The organism is Bacillota bacterium, assembly GCA_013178415.1.
Taxonomy (GTDB): domain Bacteria; phylum Bacillota; class SHA-98; order Ch115; family Ch115; genus Ch115.
Map to the genome: position 1 here is coordinate 62,634 of JABLXA010000003.1, position 17,814 is coordinate 80,447.

At 50.9% G+C, this 17,814-nt stretch carries 16 protein-coding genes; 12 read left to right on the forward strand and 4 right to left on the reverse strand.

Annotated features, from left to right (window positions below):
* Positions 1–66 precede the first annotated feature (66 nt).
* The 3 genes from HPY52_03305 to HPY52_03315 all read left to right on the forward strand — a co-directional run bounded on the left by HPY52_03305 (position 67) and on the right by HPY52_03315 (position 1,932).
* Positions 67–255 (forward strand): ferredoxin, encoded by a 189-nt coding sequence (locus HPY52_03305; protein ID NPV79292.1) that lies wholly within the window; start codon positions 67–69, stop codon positions 253–255.
* 199 nt (positions 256–454) lie between these two features.
* Positions 455–1,468, forward strand: coding sequence for an ATP-grasp domain-containing protein (locus HPY52_03310; protein ID NPV79293.1), 1,014 nt, complete (start codon positions 455–457; stop codon positions 1,466–1,468).
* On the forward strand, positions 1,468–1,932 hold the full coding sequence (locus HPY52_03315) for a QueT transporter family protein (GenBank protein NPV79294.1): 465 nt from the start codon (positions 1,468–1,470) through the stop codon (positions 1,930–1,932). Before HPY52_03310 ends, HPY52_03315 begins: the two co-directional genes overlap by 1 nt.
* Positions 1,933–1,981: 49 nt before the next feature.
* Here the strand turns inward: HPY52_03315 and HPY52_03320 are convergent, their stop codons facing one another.
* Positions 1,982–4,291, reverse strand: a complete 2,310-nt coding sequence (locus tag HPY52_03320) for a copper-translocating P-type ATPase (protein ID NPV79295.1) — start codon at positions 4,289–4,291, stop codon at positions 1,982–1,984.
* A gap of 124 nt (positions 4,292–4,415) precedes the next feature.
* Between HPY52_03320 and HPY52_03325 the strand changes: the two genes are divergently transcribed.
* The 7 genes from HPY52_03325 to HPY52_03355 all read left to right on the forward strand — a co-directional run bounded on the left by HPY52_03325 (position 4,416) and on the right by HPY52_03355 (position 11,312).
* Positions 4,416–5,624 (forward strand): pyridoxal phosphate-dependent aminotransferase, encoded by a 1,209-nt coding sequence (locus tag HPY52_03325; GenBank protein ID NPV79296.1) that lies wholly within the window; start codon positions 4,416–4,418, stop codon positions 5,622–5,624.
* Complete coding sequence (locus HPY52_03330) at positions 5,624–6,277, forward strand: tetratricopeptide repeat protein (GenBank protein NPV79297.1); 654 nt, start codon at positions 5,624–5,626, stop codon at positions 6,275–6,277. Before HPY52_03325 ends, HPY52_03330 begins: the two co-directional genes overlap by 1 nt.
* Positions 6,278–6,649: 372 nt before the next feature.
* Entirely contained in the window at positions 6,650–7,435 is a 786-nt protein-coding gene (gene mtnP / locus HPY52_03335) for an S-methyl-5'-thioadenosine phosphorylase (protein NPV79298.1), read from the forward strand.
* Complete coding sequence (locus tag HPY52_03340; protein ID NPV79299.1) at positions 7,428–8,729, forward strand: amidohydrolase; 1,302 nt, start codon at positions 7,428–7,430, stop codon at positions 8,727–8,729. The genes mtnP and HPY52_03340 overlap by 8 nt, the downstream gene beginning before the upstream one ends.
* Before the next feature lie 19 nt (positions 8,730–8,748).
* Positions 8,749–9,294 carry a LemA family protein gene (locus HPY52_03345; protein NPV79300.1) on the forward strand — a complete coding sequence of 182 codons (546 nt, stop codon included), beginning with the start codon at positions 8,749–8,751 and terminating at the stop codon, positions 9,292–9,294.
* Positions 9,295–9,376: 82 nt separating this feature from the next.
* A complete protein-coding gene (locus tag HPY52_03350; GenBank protein NPV79301.1) occupies positions 9,377–10,660 on the forward strand; it encodes a stage II sporulation protein P in 1,284 nt (427 codons plus the stop codon).
* 274 nt (positions 10,661–10,934) lie between these two features.
* Entirely contained in the window at positions 10,935–11,312 is a 378-nt protein-coding gene (locus tag HPY52_03355; protein ID NPV79302.1) for a carbohydrate-binding protein, read from the forward strand.
* 106 nt (positions 11,313–11,418) lie between these two features.
* Here HPY52_03355 and HPY52_03360 read toward each other — a convergent pair whose 3' ends face one another.
* Positions 11,419–12,909 (reverse strand): hypothetical protein, encoded by a 1,491-nt coding sequence (locus tag HPY52_03360; protein ID NPV79303.1) that lies wholly within the window; start codon positions 12,907–12,909, stop codon positions 11,419–11,421.
* A gap of 309 nt (positions 12,910–13,218) precedes the next feature.
* Between HPY52_03360 and HPY52_03365 the strand changes: the two genes are divergently transcribed.
* Positions 13,219–14,700: a glutamate--tRNA ligase gene (locus HPY52_03365; GenBank protein NPV79304.1), complete on the forward strand. Its 1,482-nt coding sequence runs from the start codon at positions 13,219–13,221 to the stop codon at positions 14,698–14,700.
* A gap of 99 nt (positions 14,701–14,799) precedes the next feature.
* Here the strand turns inward: HPY52_03365 and HPY52_03370 are convergent, their stop codons facing one another.
* Positions 14,800–16,002: a pyridoxal phosphate-dependent aminotransferase gene (locus HPY52_03370; GenBank protein ID NPV79305.1), complete on the reverse strand. Its 1,203-nt coding sequence runs from the start codon at positions 16,000–16,002 to the stop codon at positions 14,800–14,802.
* 447 nt (positions 16,003–16,449) lie between these two features.
* Here HPY52_03370 and HPY52_03375 point away from each other — a divergent pair, with 447 nt between their 5' ends.
* Positions 16,450–17,292 (forward strand): hypothetical protein, encoded by an 843-nt coding sequence (locus HPY52_03375; protein NPV79306.1) that lies wholly within the window; start codon positions 16,450–16,452, stop codon positions 17,290–17,292.
* A gap of 92 nt (positions 17,293–17,384) precedes the next feature.
* Here the strand turns inward: HPY52_03375 and HPY52_03380 are convergent, their stop codons facing one another.
* Positions 17,385–17,723, reverse strand: coding sequence for an alpha/beta-type small acid-soluble spore protein (locus tag HPY52_03380; GenBank protein ID NPV79307.1), 339 nt, complete (start codon positions 17,721–17,723; stop codon positions 17,385–17,387).
* Positions 17,724–17,814 lie beyond the last annotated feature (91 nt).

Genomic DNA, 17,814 nt, shown 5'->3' on the forward strand with positions numbered 1-17,814 from the left:
ATTAATCAGCCGATGAGCAATAGACTACAGTCTGCACCGTGTACACTCATTTGGAGGGATCTAGCGATGAAAGTTGAAGTGGACCAGGATCTGTGCATCAGTTGTGGCGCATGCATTGATACCTGCCCGGAAGTATTTGACTGGAATGATGACGAAAAGGCCTCTTCCAAAGTGGATGAAGTCCCCCCGGAAGTAGAGGATGCGTGCCGCGAGGCGATGGAGGGGTGCCCTACCGAAGCTATCAAAGAAGTATGATTGGCGTTACATAGTGATCGGATCGGTGAAAAATAAAGGGCGACGGTGTTCCGTCGCTCCATTTAATATCTAGTATTGTTGATCCAACTATGCTCTACTTTACCCTGAAAATGCGCGCCGCGGTTTTCATCCTTCTGATGGTGCCGCCGCAGCGGCATGAAGGTCTACTTTAGATTATCTGGAAAGGAAAGATAGGAGAATGCCTTTTGTAGTAGGCCTCGCCTACAATCTTAAAAAAGACTGCCCCAGGACCGGTAATGATCCTGAGGACATAGCGGCGGAGTACGAGGAACAGTCTACTGTAAACCGCATAGCAAAGGCATTGAGGGCGAAAGGCCACAGGGTGGTGAGACTGCCTTATGGGGCAGATATCCCAAGCCGGCTCAAACGCTCTCATGTTGACATAGTTTTCAATATAGCCGAAGGATGGGATGGGCGTAATAGAGAGGCACATGTGCCCGCGATCTTGGAGATTTGTGGAGTCCCTTATACGGGATCCGACCCTCTGACGCTGTCCCTTGCCCTTGATAAATCTCTGGCCAAGATGGTAATGAAGGCGCGGGGAATCCCCACCCCGAAATTCGCTGTAGTCCGGAATGAGCATGATTTTCCCAAGATCAACCTGAAATTCCCTATCTTTATAAAGCCGGCGTATGAGGGTTCCAGCAAAGGGATCAGGGATAGCTGCAAAGTTGACGATCAAGATCAGCTACGGCAACAGGTCAATTGGGCGCTCAACACTTACCATCAGCCCATTTTGCTGGAGGAATTCCTGCCGGGCCGTGAGTTTACTGTGGGAATCCTGGGCAATCACGATGATCTCCAGGTCTTTCCGGTAATGGAGATACGCCCCAAAAAGGATATCTCACCAGAAGGTTTCGTTTATTCTTACGAGACCAAGAGCCAAAATCTGGAGCAATTTCTATGTCCTGCTCCTATCCCAAAGGCTCTGGAACGCAAGATAAAGAGCATTGCCGTGCGTGCCTTCCAGGCGCTTGAATGTCGCGATATGGCCCGGGTTGATGTGAGGCTTGACGGAAATGATAGCCCGTTTTTCCTGGAGATCAATCCCCTTCCCGGGCTCTCGAGTGTGAGCCTGTTTCCTCTTACGGCGCTGGCTGCGGGTATTTCATTCGAGGAACTCATAGACAAAATCCTGATGCTGGCTGCTGCCAGGGCAAACCTCAGGATAAGGGAGGAAGCCGTCCTGTGATGAAAACAGAGCGTATCGTGCGCGGGGCTGCGATCGCCGGACTCTATGTAGCCCTCGTATACATCTTTCAACCCATCAGCTTCGGGCAAATCCAGCTCCGGATCGCTGAGGCGCTCACTGTGCTTCCCATACTCTATGTGGAAGCCGTTCCCGCGCTTTTCGTAGGCTGCCTGCTGGCGAATCTGCTGGGCCCCGTTGGACCCTGGGACATCATCGGCGGCAGCCTTGTCACTCTTCTTGCCGCCATCGGGACATACAAATTCAGAAACAGCATTCTTGCCTACCTATCACCCGTGATTTTGAATGGCCTCCTGGTAAGCTTGTACCTTACCTGGATAATCGAAAAACTCCCCTACTGGATCACAGCCATCAGTATCAGCGTAAGCGAGGCCATAGTCGTCTTCGGCCTCGGCATGCCGTTGATCAACTATCTCAAAGGAAGGGCGGGAAAAGGCAAGAGCTGAGCCGCCCGGCCCATTTCCTGGATTGTCTCCTGCGGAACCCTCTCCTGAGTCACCTCCTGCGGAACCCTCTCAACCTCAGGCTATTCGTCACTACTGAAACAGAACTCAATGCCATGGCAAGCGCTGCTATCATGGGATTCAACAAGATTCCAGTGAAAGGATAAAGGACTCCCGCTGCAATAGGAATACCTGCCGAATTGTATGCAAAGGCCCAAAAGAGATTCTGTTTGATTGTAGACATGGTGCGCCGGCTGAGCTCGATGGCCGTGACAACGCCTTTGAGGTCGCCCCCCATCAATGTTATGTCCGCAGCCTCCATGGCTATGTCCGTGCCTGTTCCGATTGCGATCCCCACATCTGCCTGAGCCAGGGCTGGAGCATCGTTTATCCCATCGCCGACCATACCGACGACCTTGCCCTCTTGTTGAAGCCGCCTGACTTCGAGAGCCTTATCCTGCGGGAGCACCTCAGCAAGCACCCGGTCAATTCCTAAGCTTGAGGCAATGGCTTCCGCTGTCCTCCTGTTATCCCCGGTCAGCATGGCTACCTCTATCCCCATTTTGTGCAGCATGTCCACAGCCTCACGACTGCCGGGTTTGATCCCATCAGCAATGGCCACTACCGCTGCCGGTTTGCCTTCTATTGCCGCAAGCACTGGAGTCTTCCCCTGCTGGGAGAATTCCATAGCTCTGGCGGACAATGCCCGAGCATCTACGCCTTCCTTTTCCAAAAACTTCTCACTTCCAACCAGGACCTTTTTCCCTTCGACCGTGGCCTTCACTCCATATCCAGGAATGGCCTCAAAATCAGTCACTCTGGGCAGAGAGAGTCCTTCAGCCTCTGCCTTCGCTACCACCGCCTGCGCCAGCGGGTGTTCGGACGCCTTCTCCACCGCCGCCACAAGCTGCAGGACCTTTCGTTCCCGGCCTGCGGCTGGGCCTCCCATATGCCCACCAGCCGGCGCCGCTTCATTTGTCATTGGACCACCTTCAGATACCAGTTCGAAATCCATGACTTCCGGCTTCCCTGTCGTCAGAGTCCCAGTCTTATCGAAGATAAGGGCATTGATTCGATGTGCTCTTTCGAGATGTTCTCCTCCTTTGAACAAGACGCCGAATTCCGCCCCTTTGCCGGTGCCCACCATTATAGCTGTAGGGGTAGCAAGGCCAAGGGCACATGGGCAGGCTATTATCAGCACAGACACAAAACTAAGAAGAGCAAAGCTCAACCTGGGCGCAGGCCCAAAAAAGTACCATGCCAGAAAGGTAGCAACAGCGATGGATACAACTGCTGGCACGAAGATCCCCGCAACCCTGTCTGCTAATCTTTGTATCGGAGCTTTTGACCCCTGGGCTTGCTCCACCAACTTGACTATTTGAGACAGGACCGTATCCCTCCCCACCTTTGTGGCCTTGAATTTGAATGTGCCCGTCTTATTGATGGTGGCGCCTACAACTTCGTCGCCCACTCCCTTGTCTCTGGGGATACTTTCTCCTGTCAGCATTGATTCATCCACAGATGAATGCCCCTCGATGATCACGCCGTCTACCGGGATCTTTTCTCCAGGCTTCACTATCACAATATCCCCGACTTCCAGTTCCTCCGATGGGATCTCCACCTCCTGCCCGCCTCGCACGACATGAGCAGTCTTTGCAGAAAGACTGAGGAGCTTTCGCATCGCCTCAGAAGCTTTTCCTCTTGCCATGGCCTCAAGATAACGTCCTACAAGTATGAGCGTTATGATCGTCGCTGACGTATCGTAATATACATGCGTCGCTCCAGTAGCGCCTACTTTGAGCAGGCCAGGGGCAAAAGTGGCGACCACGCTGTAAAGATAAGCCGCTGTCGTGCCAATGGCCACTAGTACATTCATATCAGAAGAGCCATGAACGAGCGCGGCATAAGCCCCATGATAAAACCGCCATCCAACCCAGAATTGCACTGGTGTGGCAAGCAAGAACAGGAGCCGCCTGTCAGAAAAAAACTTGGGGATCCATGGTACCCATTCACGCATGGACCCGGCAAAGATGATAGCCGTGAGGACGATGCTGACATACAGCCGGAGTCTCAGGGCTTTCATCTCTTTTTCGTGCTCTATTTTTTCCCGATCCTCGATAATAGCCTTGTCCTCGCCCTGACTTATGACATCATAACCTGCGCTCCTGATCTGTTCTTCAATGGCAGATATGGAAACGAGCTCGGGTTGGTACAAAACTGTCGCCCTTTCTGTGGCGAAATTTACCGCAGCTGACCTTACCCCCGGCAGCTCCTTGAGGGCTTTCTCGATGCGCACGGCGCATGAAGCGCAGCTCATTCCCGAAATTGATATTTCAATCTTTTCCATAATACTTACCTCCATTAAGATAGTGTTACCATAAATTCAGCCCGGTGAAAAGTGGAAGGATCCGGAGGATTTCTTGTTTCTGTGTAGAATAATGTGTGGGTAAATAGCCATCGGCTATAATGATAGTGAGGTGAGCCCGATGAAGCTGGCGCGGCGGGTGTCGGCAATTTCACCTTCCAAGACCTTTGGAATAGATTCAATGGTTCAGGATATGCGAAAAAAGGGTATGGATGTGATTTCATTTGGAATCGGCGAGCCCGACTTTGATACACCAGAAAATGTTAAAGCCGCAGGGATAGAGGCAATTAAGCAGGGCTATACCAAATATACGGCAGCAGCAGGAAGCATCGAACTCAGAGAAGCGATATGCGAAAAGCTCAAAAGAGAGAACAACCTGGATTATCAACCATCACAGATCGTAGTCTCCAACGGCGCAAAGCATTCCATATACAACATAATGCAGGTCCTTTGCGAAGAAGGAGATGAGGTGATAATACCTTCTCCTTACTGGTTGAGCTACCCTGAGCAGGTGCGTCTCATGGGCGGGATTCCTGTCTTTGTCAAGGCAGGCATCGAGCAAGGTTTCAAGGTTACCGGAGAGGCCCTGGCGGCTGCCATAACCAAAAGAACCAAGATAATAATTCTAAATAGCCCGTGCAATCCGACAGGCGCTGTTTACACCAAGAAGGAACTCGAGGCGATTGCCGAGGTTGCGGTAAAGCATGGGGTCTATGTGATTTCCGATGAAATATACGAGCACTTCGTCTATGATGGGACCCAGCATTACAGCATCGCATCGTTCGGAGATGAAATCAAGAGCCTTACTCTTGTGGTCAACGGCCTGTCTAAGAGCCACGCAATGACTGGCTGGCGCATAGGTTATGTAGCAGGAGACCTTGAGATAATCAGGGCCATCTCAAACGTGCAAAGCCACACTACCTCAAACCCTGTATCCATATCCCAAAAAGCGGCCATCGCCGCGCTGAGAGATCCCGGCGCCTGGACGAGGCAGATGGTGACCGAGTTCAAAGCCCGTCGGGATTTCCTGCTGGAAAAATTGCGCGATATCCCCGACGTTGAATGCCCTGCGCCAGATGGGGCATTCTATGTATTTCCCAAGGTGTCGAAGCTTTATGGTGGACGTCTTGGGGCGCGCCAGATCAAGGATTCGGCGAGCTTCTGCGAAGCAGTCCTGAATGAGGCGAGGGTAGCCCTCATACCAGGGGCGGCCTTTGGCGATGATGAATGTGTAAGGATTTCCTATGCAACCAGCATGGATAAACTTGAGGAAGGCATCCGCCGATTGAAAGACGCCCTCAAGCTCATAAGAACCGGTGGAGATGGCTGATGCGCCGAGGATCTGGATTTGTGTTAAAGGTCTCCTTGTTTGTGATATCCCTGATTATGGCGGCTATCGCGAGCGCCGGGCAGTCTGTGGCGCCCGACGATGATCGCGCTGGCTCATCCTTAGATTGGAATAAGATCCTGGAGGAAAATGATTCCCCCTCACCAGATGACTGGAGAGGGCATCTTTTGAAGGCGATTTCCTATGCGAATACTGGCAAGATGCTGAAGGCCAATGATGAATTTGCGCTTCTCTCCGCAGGAGATTATGAAAAAAATGCAGCCCTGGTGGTACGCGAGAATTCCGCAAAGCTAGCTGCAAACCCTGATGATATCCTTGCCCTCAACTGTATGGCCTTCTCTTATTATGCCCTGGGGCAGGATGAAAAGGCTATAGAGCAATTTGAACGCCTCGTCCGGATAGACTCAAAGAACGTGTGGATCCGGCACTACCTGGCATATCTTTATACGCGTGTCGGAAGACTCGATGAAGGTATCTCCGTCCTGCGAGAAGCGCTGGAGATCGATCCAAAGAACGAATATACCCACCTGCTGCTGGGGCTCGCTTACCAAAAAAAGGGGTGGACGATCGCGGCGCTGCTCGAATTCCTCAAGGCGCCGAATGCCCGAAGGGAGGCCCTGAAGCTTCTAAGATAGCCCCCAAAGCCTCCTTTAAAGCGAGTTTCGTCTTATTGGACGGAGGCACTCCAAGTTCCTTCTCACCTCGCCCGGCGTGTGGCAGATTTCCCATCGTTTCAGGGATAATTCGACAACATCCAGTCCATACCCTTCTATTAATGGAACTTTCCCTTGCTATTCCATCGCCTAACATCTTATAATCAGCTTGTGGCTTTTGATCGCCCAAATAACCCGAGAATGTGGAGCCACACCCTCTGGAGAAAATGGCAGAGAATTTCGTGCCTTCATTTAGCAGGGCGCAATCTATCTTTATGGCGTCGATAAGGGCATAAATCATCTTCACAGCGCCGATTAGGGCGCAGGTCACGCCATTTAAGGAGTATGAGGCTGATGAGAATTGCAGTAATCGGCGGAACGGGCGTTTTAAGTCCGGAAATGCTTGAGAATGTGCAGGAATCGAGAGTCTCCACCAGATATGGTGAGGTTGAGTTCAAGACTGGGATATGCCGGGGCGAAGAAGTGATATTTATGGCAAGACATGGCGCAAGGCATACGATTCCCCCTCACCTTGTCAACTATCGGGCCAATATCGAGGCTTTGAGGCTGCTGGGAGTGACGAGGATCATCGCTACATCAGCCGTAGGTTCCCTGAATCCTGAGATGAAGCCCGGTGATAGCGTAATCTTGGACCAATTCATAGATTTCACAAGGGGCAGGATCAGCACGTTCTTTGAAGGCGGCGAGATGGGGGTAGTTCACACAGATTTCACTGAACCTTATTGTCCTGAGATTCGCTCCTGTCTCATCAACGCCGCCCGATCGCTTGGCATCCCGGTTCATGAAAGAGGTTGCTATGTCGCAACTGAAGGACCACGTTTTGAAACGCCCGCAGAAATCAGGGCATTTCGCATCCTGGGCGGGGATGTCGTAGGAATGACAAATGTACCGGAATGCGTCCTCGCGCGGGAAGCCAGCATTTGCTACGGGACCGTGGCTATAGTCACAAATTTCGCTGCAGGGATTTCGCCCACGCCTCTGACCCATGAAGAGGTTGTCCAGGTTATGAAGGAGAATGGTGACAGGTTGAGAAATATCATCATAAATTCTATTGCCGCTCTGCCACGGGAACGAAGGTGCCGATGCGGTCAGCATAAGGGGGCATTGGGTTGTGAGTGAGATTTTGATCTCCGGGGCCACGGCGCTGACGCTGGACTCCCAGAACAGCATAATCGAGGATTGCGACATACGGATCTCCCGGGACAGGATAGTCATGATGGGGAGAAACCTTGCGAGGCCATCTCCCAGTGATTCGTCCACCGTTATCGACGCAAGGGGCAAAGTGGTCCTACCAGGTTTTGTCAATGCCCATACCCATGCATCAATGACCCTATTCAGAGGCTATGCAGACGACCTGCCACTGGCTGAATGGCTGGAGACCAGGATATGGCCGGCAGAAGCGCGCCTTACCAAAGAGGATGTTTACTGGGGCGCGCTTTTGAGCTGTATTGAGATGATCAGGTCTGGCATAACCACCTTTGCCGACCAGTATTTCTTCATGGATCAAGTGGCAGAGGCAGTGAAGCTTTCCGGAATGAGAGCGGCGCTCTCCAGGGGCCTCATTGGCATTGCCCCCGGATCTGATGCTTCGCTGGATGAGGGCAGTGAATTATGCGCCACATGGCACAGGGCGGCGAATGATAGGATCACAACCATGCTGGGCCCTCATGCGATCTACACCTGCCCGCCCGATTATCTGGAAAAGGTCATAGAAAGAGCCAGGCAACTCAATGTTGGGCTTCATATCCATGTCTCCGAGACCCAGAAGGAAGTAAGAGAATGCATTGAAAAATACGGGAAATCGCCGGTTGCGATTTTGGATGATATCGGCCTGTTCGAGGTCCCCACCCTGGCTGCCCACGTTGTCCATGTATCTCAGGATGATATGGAAATCCTCGCGAGGAATCACGTAGGGGTCGCTCATAATCCTACAAGCAACCTCAAGTTGGCATCTGGGATTGCTCCTGTGCCCGAAATGCTGGAACGCGGCATATCTGTCGGAATCGGGACCGATGGGGCAGCAAGCAACAATAACCTTGACATGGTGGAAGAAATGAGGCTGGCTGCTTTGATTCACAAGGCTGCTTCCGGGGATCCGACCGTGATCCCTGCCTTTACGTCGCTCAGGATGGCCATTACATATGGCGCAATGGCGCTCGGCCTGGGGCATGAGATCGGCTCAATAGAACCTGGGAAAAAGGCTGACCTTATCATCTTTGACACAGACCGCCCGCACATGCATCCCGAACATGATATAATATCTCATCTGGTTTATTCCGCCCATGCCGATGATGTTTCTACGGTCATCATCAATGGAGAGGTTGTCATGAAGGAACGAAAGATCCTAACCTTGGACGAAAAGGAGATCCTAAGAGAAGTGGATCGGAGAGCAAAAAGGCTGATCAGTCCTTAAATGGAAAGGGGGAGCCAAATTGAGTATCATATTGTTGGTAATTCTGCTCGCTATCGCATTACTTTTGGTTTCCATCTACAATGGGCTCGTTTCGCTGCGCCAGCGCGTCAAAAATGCCTGGTCTCAAATCGATGTCCAGCTCAAGCGCAGGTATGACCTTATTCCTAACCTCGTTGAAACAGTAAAAGGGTATGCGGCCCATGAGAAGGAAACCTTCGAAATGGTTACCAGAGCCCGCGCCCAGATGGCGTCAGCCAAAACAGTTGCTGAGCAGGCTGAAGCCCAAAATGCAATTACCGGCGCCTTGCGGACACTGTTTGCAGTGGCGGAAGCTTACCCGGACCTGAAAGCCAATCAGAATTTCATGATGCTCCAGGAAGAGCTGGCCGGAACGGAGAACAAGATTGCGTATGCCAGGCAATTCTACAATGATACTGTGATGAAATACAATACCATGATCCAGTCCTTCCCAAGCAATATCATTGCCGGTATGTTTGGATTCAAACAAGAGGAATTCTTTGAAATAGAGGAAAGTTCTAGGGAGCCAGTAAAGGTCAAGTTTTAGGATTTGCAGGTGCATTGTGATCTCAAGCGATTTGTGACTATGAAAGCCTTGGTCGCTGCATACTAGAACAGGGGTGACCAAGGTGAAAAAGACACAATGTAAAGGTATCGCAGGATTGCTGCTTGTGTCCCTGGCTATTCTTACCTTATTGTTCCTGCTGCCCGGTGGCTCTCCTATTTCTGCCCATGAAGAGTTAAAAGATGGTTATTTTACTATAAAAGATATAAAAACTGAAAAGACCATCATGCAGACCGGTATTGTGGTCCGGAAAGGTGACAGGTTTCTGGACCACGATAACCATTTCTATGAGGTCACGAAAATCGACGGACAGGTTGCCTTTGCAAGGCTGGTTGAGGTTGTTGATCTGACCAGCAAGGCCCGGGAGTTTGAAAAGGCTATGGCCGCTGAATGGAAGGCCAGGGCAGAGACCGGGGCGGCCAAGATGGCCCAGGGCAGCCCCAGGATGGTGATCGCCACATATCATACCCACAGCGATGAATCATACATTCCCACGGATGGTGCCGCGTCCATCGAGCCCAGGGGCGGCATCTACAGAGTCGGAGCGACCCTGACAAGCACCCTCGAGCGATATGGAGTGAATGTCCATCATTCATATGCCATTCATCTTCCCCATGACGGAGCCGCATACGAAAGGTCCAGGAGAACGGCAGTTCAGCTGCTCAAATCAAACCCTGACGCCCTTTTCGACATCCACCGTGATGCTGCTCCTCTAGAGCAATATGTCACTACCATTGGGGGCGTCCCTGGAGCCCGAGTGATGATAGTAGTTGGGCGAGAAAACCCAAATATGTCAGCAAATGAACAATTTGCATGGGCGATAAAGTCCGTGGCAGATAGAGAATTTCCTGGCCTGATACGGGGAATTTTCTATGGGGCAGGCGGATACAACCAGGATCTCTCCCCCAGAGCGCTGCTCTTTGAGGTAGGAAGTCAAGAGAATAGCAGATATGCCGCGGAGCGTTCTGTGGCAGCTCTTACCAATGCGCTGCCGAGATTGCTATATGGGATCACAGGACCTCCTCCTGCGGGTCGAACGCCAGCAGCTAGAAGGGAACAAGCGGGGCGCGCCGCTCGAGAGTCAAGTAGAGCCTTGGTAGGAGTATTCTGGATAGTCGTCAGTCTACTTGTGATCGGTGCCACATACCTTTTTATCAACGAAGGTAGCTGGGCCGGAGTCAAGAAAAGGCTATCTAAATTGTTGAAATTGGAATTTCTGCACCTCATCGGGGTAAATATGCTGTCCCGGCATGGGAGAGAGAAGCGAGATATGACATCCCAGGGCAGGGGACAATCTGAGACTCAAGGTAAAAATCACGCGCCTGACGATACAAGAAACCGAGGCTGAATTTACATATATGATTGTCCGCTTATATTGGGAACACTGAATAGAGAGGCCAGCAAAAGGGGGGTTTCTTGTCATGGTCTTTTGGTTCCTACGACGCAAAGATAAGGAAGTGAAGGCTCCCGAAAAAACACGGGATATGGAATTGGCTAGTGAACTTGGCACAGGAATTACTAGCTCAACTATACAGTCAGAACACGCAAAGGAGGCGAGCGGGCCCGCCGTACAAGGAAAACGCGCAGAAGAGATTGTTGGGGCTGAGCGAGAAACGGTCGCCATGCGGAATATCCAAAGCAAGGCGCAATATCATGGCAGGGCACAATATCGCGGGGATGATGGCGTTTACGTCAGCCCGACCCCAATTACCGCAGGCAGCGAGGTCACTATCAAATATGACGGCCTCCTGGCGCGAAGCGGAGCAGACCAAATATATCTGCATTATGGATTTGGCGATAATGATAACTGGAAAGAGCCCAGGGATATTCCCATGACGCTAACTGTAGATAATATGTGGACCACAACAGTGCCGATAGATATCGATGAAACATCCAATCTTAATTTCTGTTTCCATGATAGCGCCAACAATTGGGATAACTTTAACAAGGCCAACTGGAGTTACCAGATCCATAATGGCGAAAACCCAACGCAATTCTAGAGTGCAATTTGAAAGCTCAAAGCAGGGATGGGACCTCCATCCTGGCCAATGGGGCAGCAGGAACGGAGGTCCGTTCCCTGACATTAGGTACCCGCGCCGCGAGGCACTATAAAATGGCGGAAGTCACCTTCACCCCTATCTGATGGCCCTCCTCGGATTTAGAGGGAGCATGTGGATAGAGCTTCCGGACCGCCTTATAATCCAAAGAGATCCCCAAAACATCTGAAAATCTATGGGAAAGGCCCAGATTGACACTAGACTGCTCATATGTCTCCCTTGAGGTTGGCACATTCTGGTATGTCTTATCAGAACCGGCGACCGTTACGGCCAGCTTTGTATGGGGCGCAAAGTGATATATGGCTTTCCAGGAATAGGCGACACGGATATACTCAGCATCTGGATCCTCATAGACATCTCTATCGTAAAGATCTGAGGAAAAGGAGAACTCAACAGGCTTTGAGGGTTTCAGGGAGAGATCGATGCCAATGATGGAATCCCGACGATTTTTGAGGGGGGCCAGAGAATAACTCCTGTTCCTTACGGCCGTCTTCAGAGTCAGATCCCATGTTGCGGATTCTTTAACAAGAGGATCCTTAGTGGGAGAGCTTCCGGCAGAAGAGCGCTGGGCGAAATGGATCCTGTCTAGGAAACCTCTATATGATAATGCAGCGCCGGAGGAAGCCTGCTCATAGGAGCCGGAGGGGTCATAGGGATACCGCTTCTCGGCGCGGGCGAATTCCAGGTCCAAGGAGAATGGACCGAATTTCGGCGGCTGGATCGAAACCATGTAGCTGCTGGTAATCGAACTGGATTCTGGCTTGAACACATATACCTTCTGGCTCATGGAAGTCTCGACTTCACTCTTGAATCCCTTCAAAGCAGCCGAGGTGGGTTCAATCTGGAAAGACAGTTGCTTTTTCGTCTCGAAGTTCATGCTATCCTTCCGGAAAGGATATTCAGTCTGCGATGCATCCCAAACGGCTTTGAAGCCGAACCAGGATTTGCGGGGTTTCCACGCTAGATCGAGACCTGCTGATAATTTGGCCGTTGTATCACCTATATCACTCCATGATGAATGTCGTTGGATGGATAATTCGGACTTATATTTGAATTGGCGGGCCAGTGAGCCTGCCAGGTGGATGCCTGCCTCTCCATCTATGACGCCGCTTCCGGGGGCGGGTGTGGCAAATGAGATGTCCAGGGCTGCATTCTGTCCCGCAGGATAGCGAAAATCCAAATCTAAATCTACTCCATTTTGCAGCTTCCATGGATTCCCCTCCCAGTTGCCCCAACCGCCTTTGAATTCAGACCACCATTCCCCTGCCACCTTTGACTTCGTTGGCTTGAGGCCAGCCATGCCTGGCTCGACACCCGCTGCGGCCTTTACTAGCTCGACGCTTGCCCCCTCTTGATCCCTCTCGGGCATGAGGATCAAAACCTCATTGGGAGCCATGCTTACCTCAGTTGCTTCAACTGTCGGGCCTTCGCCTGGAACAATGATTAGGGGAATACATAAAAGCTGCAAAAGATGGGGGATCCTCCGGATCCCCCGGAGAAGTGCAAGAAAACCCATATACGACATCAACGACCTTTCCATTTTAGTATTTTGTCTGCTGCCGGGATACTTTGGCGTGAATCAGCCCATGCCTGCTATTCCCATTTATAACCCCCAGAAACTATACCATAATATTACATAACTGTAAACCTGACTATCCTTGTGAAATATCTCATTCTACGTGAAAAATCCCTTTTGATCTCTCATAGAATGCTGTCTCTTCTTCCAGGGGTGTTATTATGATCCTTGGAATGGTATAATAGCGCTTGTCAGGATACTGAAGAATATGAAGCAAAGGAGGGGCGGCTCCTCCCCCTATCTGAAATCAGGGGGCTCCGCCGCAGTTGGCCGATGAACGAAGTTCGTTGCAGGTTTGCTCCAAGCCCCACAGGTTATCTTCATGTGGGGGGTGCGCGTACTGCGCTTTTTAATTGGCTTTTCGCCCGTCATATGGGCGGTACATTTATCCTTAGAATTGAGGACACTGACGTCCAGCGTTCCACAGAAGAATCCGCTGATGCGATAATAGAGGCGCTCAGGTGGCTAGGTTTGGACTGGGACGAGGGGCCGGAGTCCGGCGGCGAATTTGGCCCATACTTCCAATCCCAACGTCTTGAGATCTATGCTGAGCACGCGAAGAAGCTCATTGAAACGGGCAAGGCATATCCATGCTATTGCACGCCGCAGGAACTCGCCGCCAGGCGCAAGGAAAGGCTTGAACGCGGAGAAGATCCGGGTTATGATGGGCGCTGTCGCGAACTCACCTCAGCCCAAAAGGCTCAATTTGAGCGTGAAGGAAGAAAACCTGCGCTCCGATTTCGCGTTCCTGAAGGACAGACAACGATCCACGACTTGATCAGGGGAGAAGTAAAGTTTGACAATTTCTCGTTCGAAGATTTTGTGATAATGAAATCCGACGGTTTTCCCATGTATAACCTGGCATGCGTCGTAGACGACTCCCTGATGAAGATGACCCATATTATTCGAGCGGAAGAGCATCTGCCCAATACGCCCAAGCAGGCGCTTCTTTATGAGGCGTTCGGCTACCAGTTGCCTCAATTTGCTCATGTATCTATGATACTAGGTCCTGATCGGACAAAACTAAGCAAGCGTCATGGCGCAATGTCAGTCACCCAGTACCGCGATATGGGTTACCTTCCTGAGGCCATGGTAAATTACCTGGCGCTTCTGGGATGGGCATATGACGCCGAACAGCAGATTTTCACCGTAGATGAGCTGGTGCAGAAGTTTTCCCTCGATGGGGTATCGAAGAATCCAGCGATTTTCGACGTTAAGAAACTCGAATGGATGAATGGTCAGCACATCAGGATGGCGAGCACAGAGCGTCTCGCCGAGCTATCAGTACCATTTCTCAGCGAAGCGGGACTCATTACAGAAGATCAGGCTCGAGAGAAAAAGGGTTATATTGTGAGAGTGGCCAAGGTCGTCCAGGAACGGCTCAAAACGCTTAAAGATGTGGCCACTGTAGGAGACTTCTTTTTCAAAGATGAGGTTGAATTCAATGAAGCTGCTGTAAACAAGTTCCTTGCAAAGCCAGGGGTCGACCAAATCCTTGCCCAGGTAAAGGATCGTCTCCAAAAATGCGAACCATTTTCGCAAGAGGAAACGGAAAAGGCTCTCCGCGGACTTGCAGACGAACTCGGCATCAAGGCGGGCGGAGTATTCCACCCTGTGCGCGTTGCTCTCACAGGGCGGGCGGAAAGTCCCGGCTTGTTTGAGATCATCGATGTGCTGGGTAGGGAGAAGACCATAGAGCGCATTGATGGAGCCCTGAGTAAAATCAGGGACTTGCCTGCCGTAGATCAAACGTAGATGCACATGCTCGGATGAAAGGCTGCCCATACAGGTGATGTGTGGGCTCCATGATGCTGGAGCTAGATCACAAGAGCCAGATCGTGCCTCATTCCCCGCCTAAAGGCGGAAGAATGAGGCACGGCCGTCTTCGAGGAACCTGTGGAGTCTCCGCATCCCCTCTTCGATATTTTCGAGGGAATTTGCATATGAGAAGCGCAAGTACCCTTCAGCATTTGCGCCGAAGTCGACGCCAGGCGCCACTGCTACATGGGCATGTTCGAGAATTTCGTTGGCGAAGCGATAAGAATCCTGGCAGAACATCCGGGCATTCGCAAGCACGTAAAATGCGCCCTTTGGCTCTACCTGGACCCCAAATCCAATTTCCCTGAGGCGCTTGATGATATGGCGGCGGCGTTTATCATAGATCCTCACCATGTTCCGAATATGTTCCTGGCATTCCGTAAACGCAGATATGGCCGCCCTTTGCGCAAAGGCAGGCGCGCAGATGAGGAAATTTTGCTGCATCTTTTGCATAGGGCGGATGAATTCCGGCGGGGCAATCACATAACCCAGCCTCCAACCGGTCATGGCATAAAGTTTGGAGAAACCATTTATGACAATAGCTTTATCGGTAAATTCAAGTATGGAATGCTCCCTCTCGCCATAAACCAGCCCATGATAGATCTCATCCGAAACAACGGGTAATTGGAGATTAGAAATAGCTTCGAGATCCTCAGGAGGTATCAGCGCACCTGTAGGGTTGGCCGGAGAATTCACGACTATTGCCCTGGTGCGCGGGTTGATCATTCGTTTTATCTCATCAACGCGATATCTATACCCGTCTTCCTCCTTCAAGGGAACCGTCCTGGGCACCCCGCCCGAATGGGCCACGATATTCTTATAGCATGAATATCCTGGGTCAGAAAGGATAACCTCATCCCCCGAGTTTATCAAAGCATCAAACACCAGGAGCATGGCCGGAGATGTCCCGGAAGTTACAAGGATTTGATCGGGTGATACATTCACCCCGTAGCGCTCATAATAATGGCGGCAGATGGCTTCCCTCAATTCAGGAAGCCCCAGACTCGTGGTATAATGAGTCTCCCCATCCCAGATGGCCTTTTGCGCGGCCTCTTTGATAGGTTTAGGGGTATCAAAATCTGGTTCCCCCACCTCCAGGTGAATAACATCGATCCCTTTTTTCTCCAGCAACCTGGCTTTTTCAAGAATATCCATGACAATGAACGGAGGCATGGCCTGTGATCTTTTTGATGGAATCCATACCGGTCCTGGCACTCCGAACTCCTCGGAAAGCGGCATAGACATAATGTTCACCCTTCTCCCTGCTAAAGTCACGCCGCAGTCGAAATCACTGGGACTGGCTAGCGTATAACCGTGATTATAAAAAATTTAATAGTACTTCGACGTCTATATGCATAATCCTTCTATTGATAGAGGAAAAATCAATTCATGTAGCCCCATCGGTCTTGCGACTGGTGGCTGAGCTGATTAACCTCAGACCTGCAATAAGCAAGCTCCTAGCTTCGGCTATGGAGTGGTTGACCAGTGTGCATATGTGCATCCAGAAAGACACATAATATGCACATACTGAGTGTATGAGGAAATCTGCCTATAATTTCTAGTACCTTCATAATTATTAATGATAGTCATAAATTATAAGCCGTTAGGGCATGCCAGGCAAGAGATGAGATCTCCTGCCTGAAGGCGAAAAGCCATAAAAAGTGGTGAAAGGAGGAATTGCATAAGATGCCTGAGGAGGCAAGAGAAATTTTGGAGGCAAATGATTCTGGCATTGCAACTGACGCGGATGGTCAGGAGACCCAAATGGTCACAACAAGCGAGGAGACAGTCCTGGATACTTCTAGAGCCGCCGAGACCATGCAGCCGGAAATTCCGCAACCCCATCCTGCTCCTAAGCGTAGGAGACACCGCTTCACGGACAATGAAGATAACATGATCCTAAAGGCACGCGAGGTCGAAAGGGGCGGAAGGAAGGAAACCCTCAAGAAAATAGCCCAAACTCTGGGAATGAGGCAGTCTTCAGTAGAAAGGAGGTACTACTTCCTGCTCCGGCGTGAAAAGGTCACCCACCAGAAAAGTGCGCGAGGTAGCATGGATAGATCTCCTACTCTAAATAAATCACCCAATGGGGGGGCTCAGGTAGCTCAGCAACCTTCCTTTTTCAAATCAGATGAGGAATTCCTGCAAACCCTGATCACCCTTCCGGCGAGAGTTGCGGCACTCGAAGAACGTACCCGCAACATGCTAGATCTAAAAGGCTTTATAGAGCACCTGGTTGAGGTTGATCGCCAGTTTGAGCGAGAACAGCAACTCCTTGATGAACTGGCGGCAAAAGATGAGGAAATTCATAGGCTGAAGGAGGATATGCAGGCCAGGATCGAAAGACTGAACCGCCGGGAAGAAGAGTTGAATGAGATTTATCAATTATTGGAGATAACTTTCCAACAGTTCATGAATCTTTCTTCGCTAGATAAACTGAGAGTCCTTGGAGATTTCACAGTCAAGATTGAAACGGTAATAGACAAATTTGGCAACATCATAAGAAGACGCCCAATAGCTGTTCGCTGAAATCGACAAAAGTAAATTTGAGGCCCGAAAATTCCCCCGGGCCTCAAATACTTAGTCATTCTACTCACATCCGCCCTGGCATCATCGGGCTATTACTGAGTAGGAAGGTTCTGATTCTGGAGGGCTGGCGATGTCAGGTTTGTCTCATTAGTATAAGATGCCGTCACAGACGGGATTGCCTGCTGAAGAGCCTGAGCGAATCCTGCCTTGACACCGCTTGCCGCCTGCTGGATCAGGGCCTGCTCCGCAGCAGCGATCATATTTCGCACCATCTGGCCACCTATACGGCCATTAACTGCCGATGGGAGATGCCCGAGATAGCCACCATTCTGGTTGAGATCCACGCCAACCTGGTTAGCTATTTCATACTTGAACCGATCCAGCCCCTGTCTTGCCTGGGGCAATACTGCCCTGTTACCACGCCTTGGCATTATATACACCTCCTGTTGTCTCGACCCCGCCTTCTGCACTTATTATGCTTCTGGCAATAAAACAAATGCTAGAACATGCAGGAGAGGTAGT

What these genes read in the sequence shown, in the direction of transcription:
- HPY52_03320 (NPV79295.1), bottom strand. Translation starts at nt 4,291, where the DNA reads ATGGAGGTAAGTATTATGGAAAAGATTGAAATATCAATTTCGGGAATG.
- HPY52_03315 (NPV79294.1), top strand. Translation starts at nt 1,468, where the DNA reads ATGAAAACAGAGCGTATCGTGCGCGGGGCTGCGATCGCCGGACTCTAT.
- HPY52_03375 (NPV79306.1), top strand. Translation starts at nt 16,450, where the DNA reads ATGCCTGAGGAGGCAAGAGAAATTTTGGAGGCAAATGATTCTGGCATT.
- HPY52_03355 (NPV79302.1), top strand. Translation starts at nt 10,935, where the DNA reads ATGCGGAATATCCAAAGCAAGGCGCAATATCATGGCAGGGCACAATAT.
- HPY52_03310 (NPV79293.1), top strand. Translation starts at nt 455, where the DNA reads ATGCCTTTTGTAGTAGGCCTCGCCTACAATCTTAAAAAAGACTGCCCC.
- HPY52_03330 (NPV79297.1), top strand. Translation starts at nt 5,624, where the DNA reads ATGCGCCGAGGATCTGGATTTGTGTTAAAGGTCTCCTTGTTTGTGATA.
- HPY52_03370 (NPV79305.1), bottom strand. Translation starts at nt 16,002, where the DNA reads ATGCCGCTTTCCGAGGAGTTCGGAGTGCCAGGACCGGTATGGATTCCA.
- mtnP (NPV79298.1), top strand. Translation starts at nt 6,650, where the DNA reads ATGAGAATTGCAGTAATCGGCGGAACGGGCGTTTTAAGTCCGGAAATG.
- HPY52_03365 (NPV79304.1), top strand. Translation starts at nt 13,219, where the DNA reads ATGAACGAAGTTCGTTGCAGGTTTGCTCCAAGCCCCACAGGTTATCTT.
- HPY52_03305 (NPV79292.1), top strand. Translation starts at nt 67, where the DNA reads ATGAAAGTTGAAGTGGACCAGGATCTGTGCATCAGTTGTGGCGCATGC.
- HPY52_03325 (NPV79296.1), top strand. Translation starts at nt 4,416, where the DNA reads ATGAAGCTGGCGCGGCGGGTGTCGGCAATTTCACCTTCCAAGACCTTT.
- HPY52_03360 (NPV79303.1), bottom strand. Translation starts at nt 12,909, where the DNA reads ATGGAAAGGTCGTTGATGTCGTATATGGGTTTTCTTGCACTTCTCCGG.
- HPY52_03380 (NPV79307.1), bottom strand. Translation starts at nt 17,723, where the DNA reads ATGCCAAGGCGTGGTAACAGGGCAGTATTGCCCCAGGCAAGACAGGGG.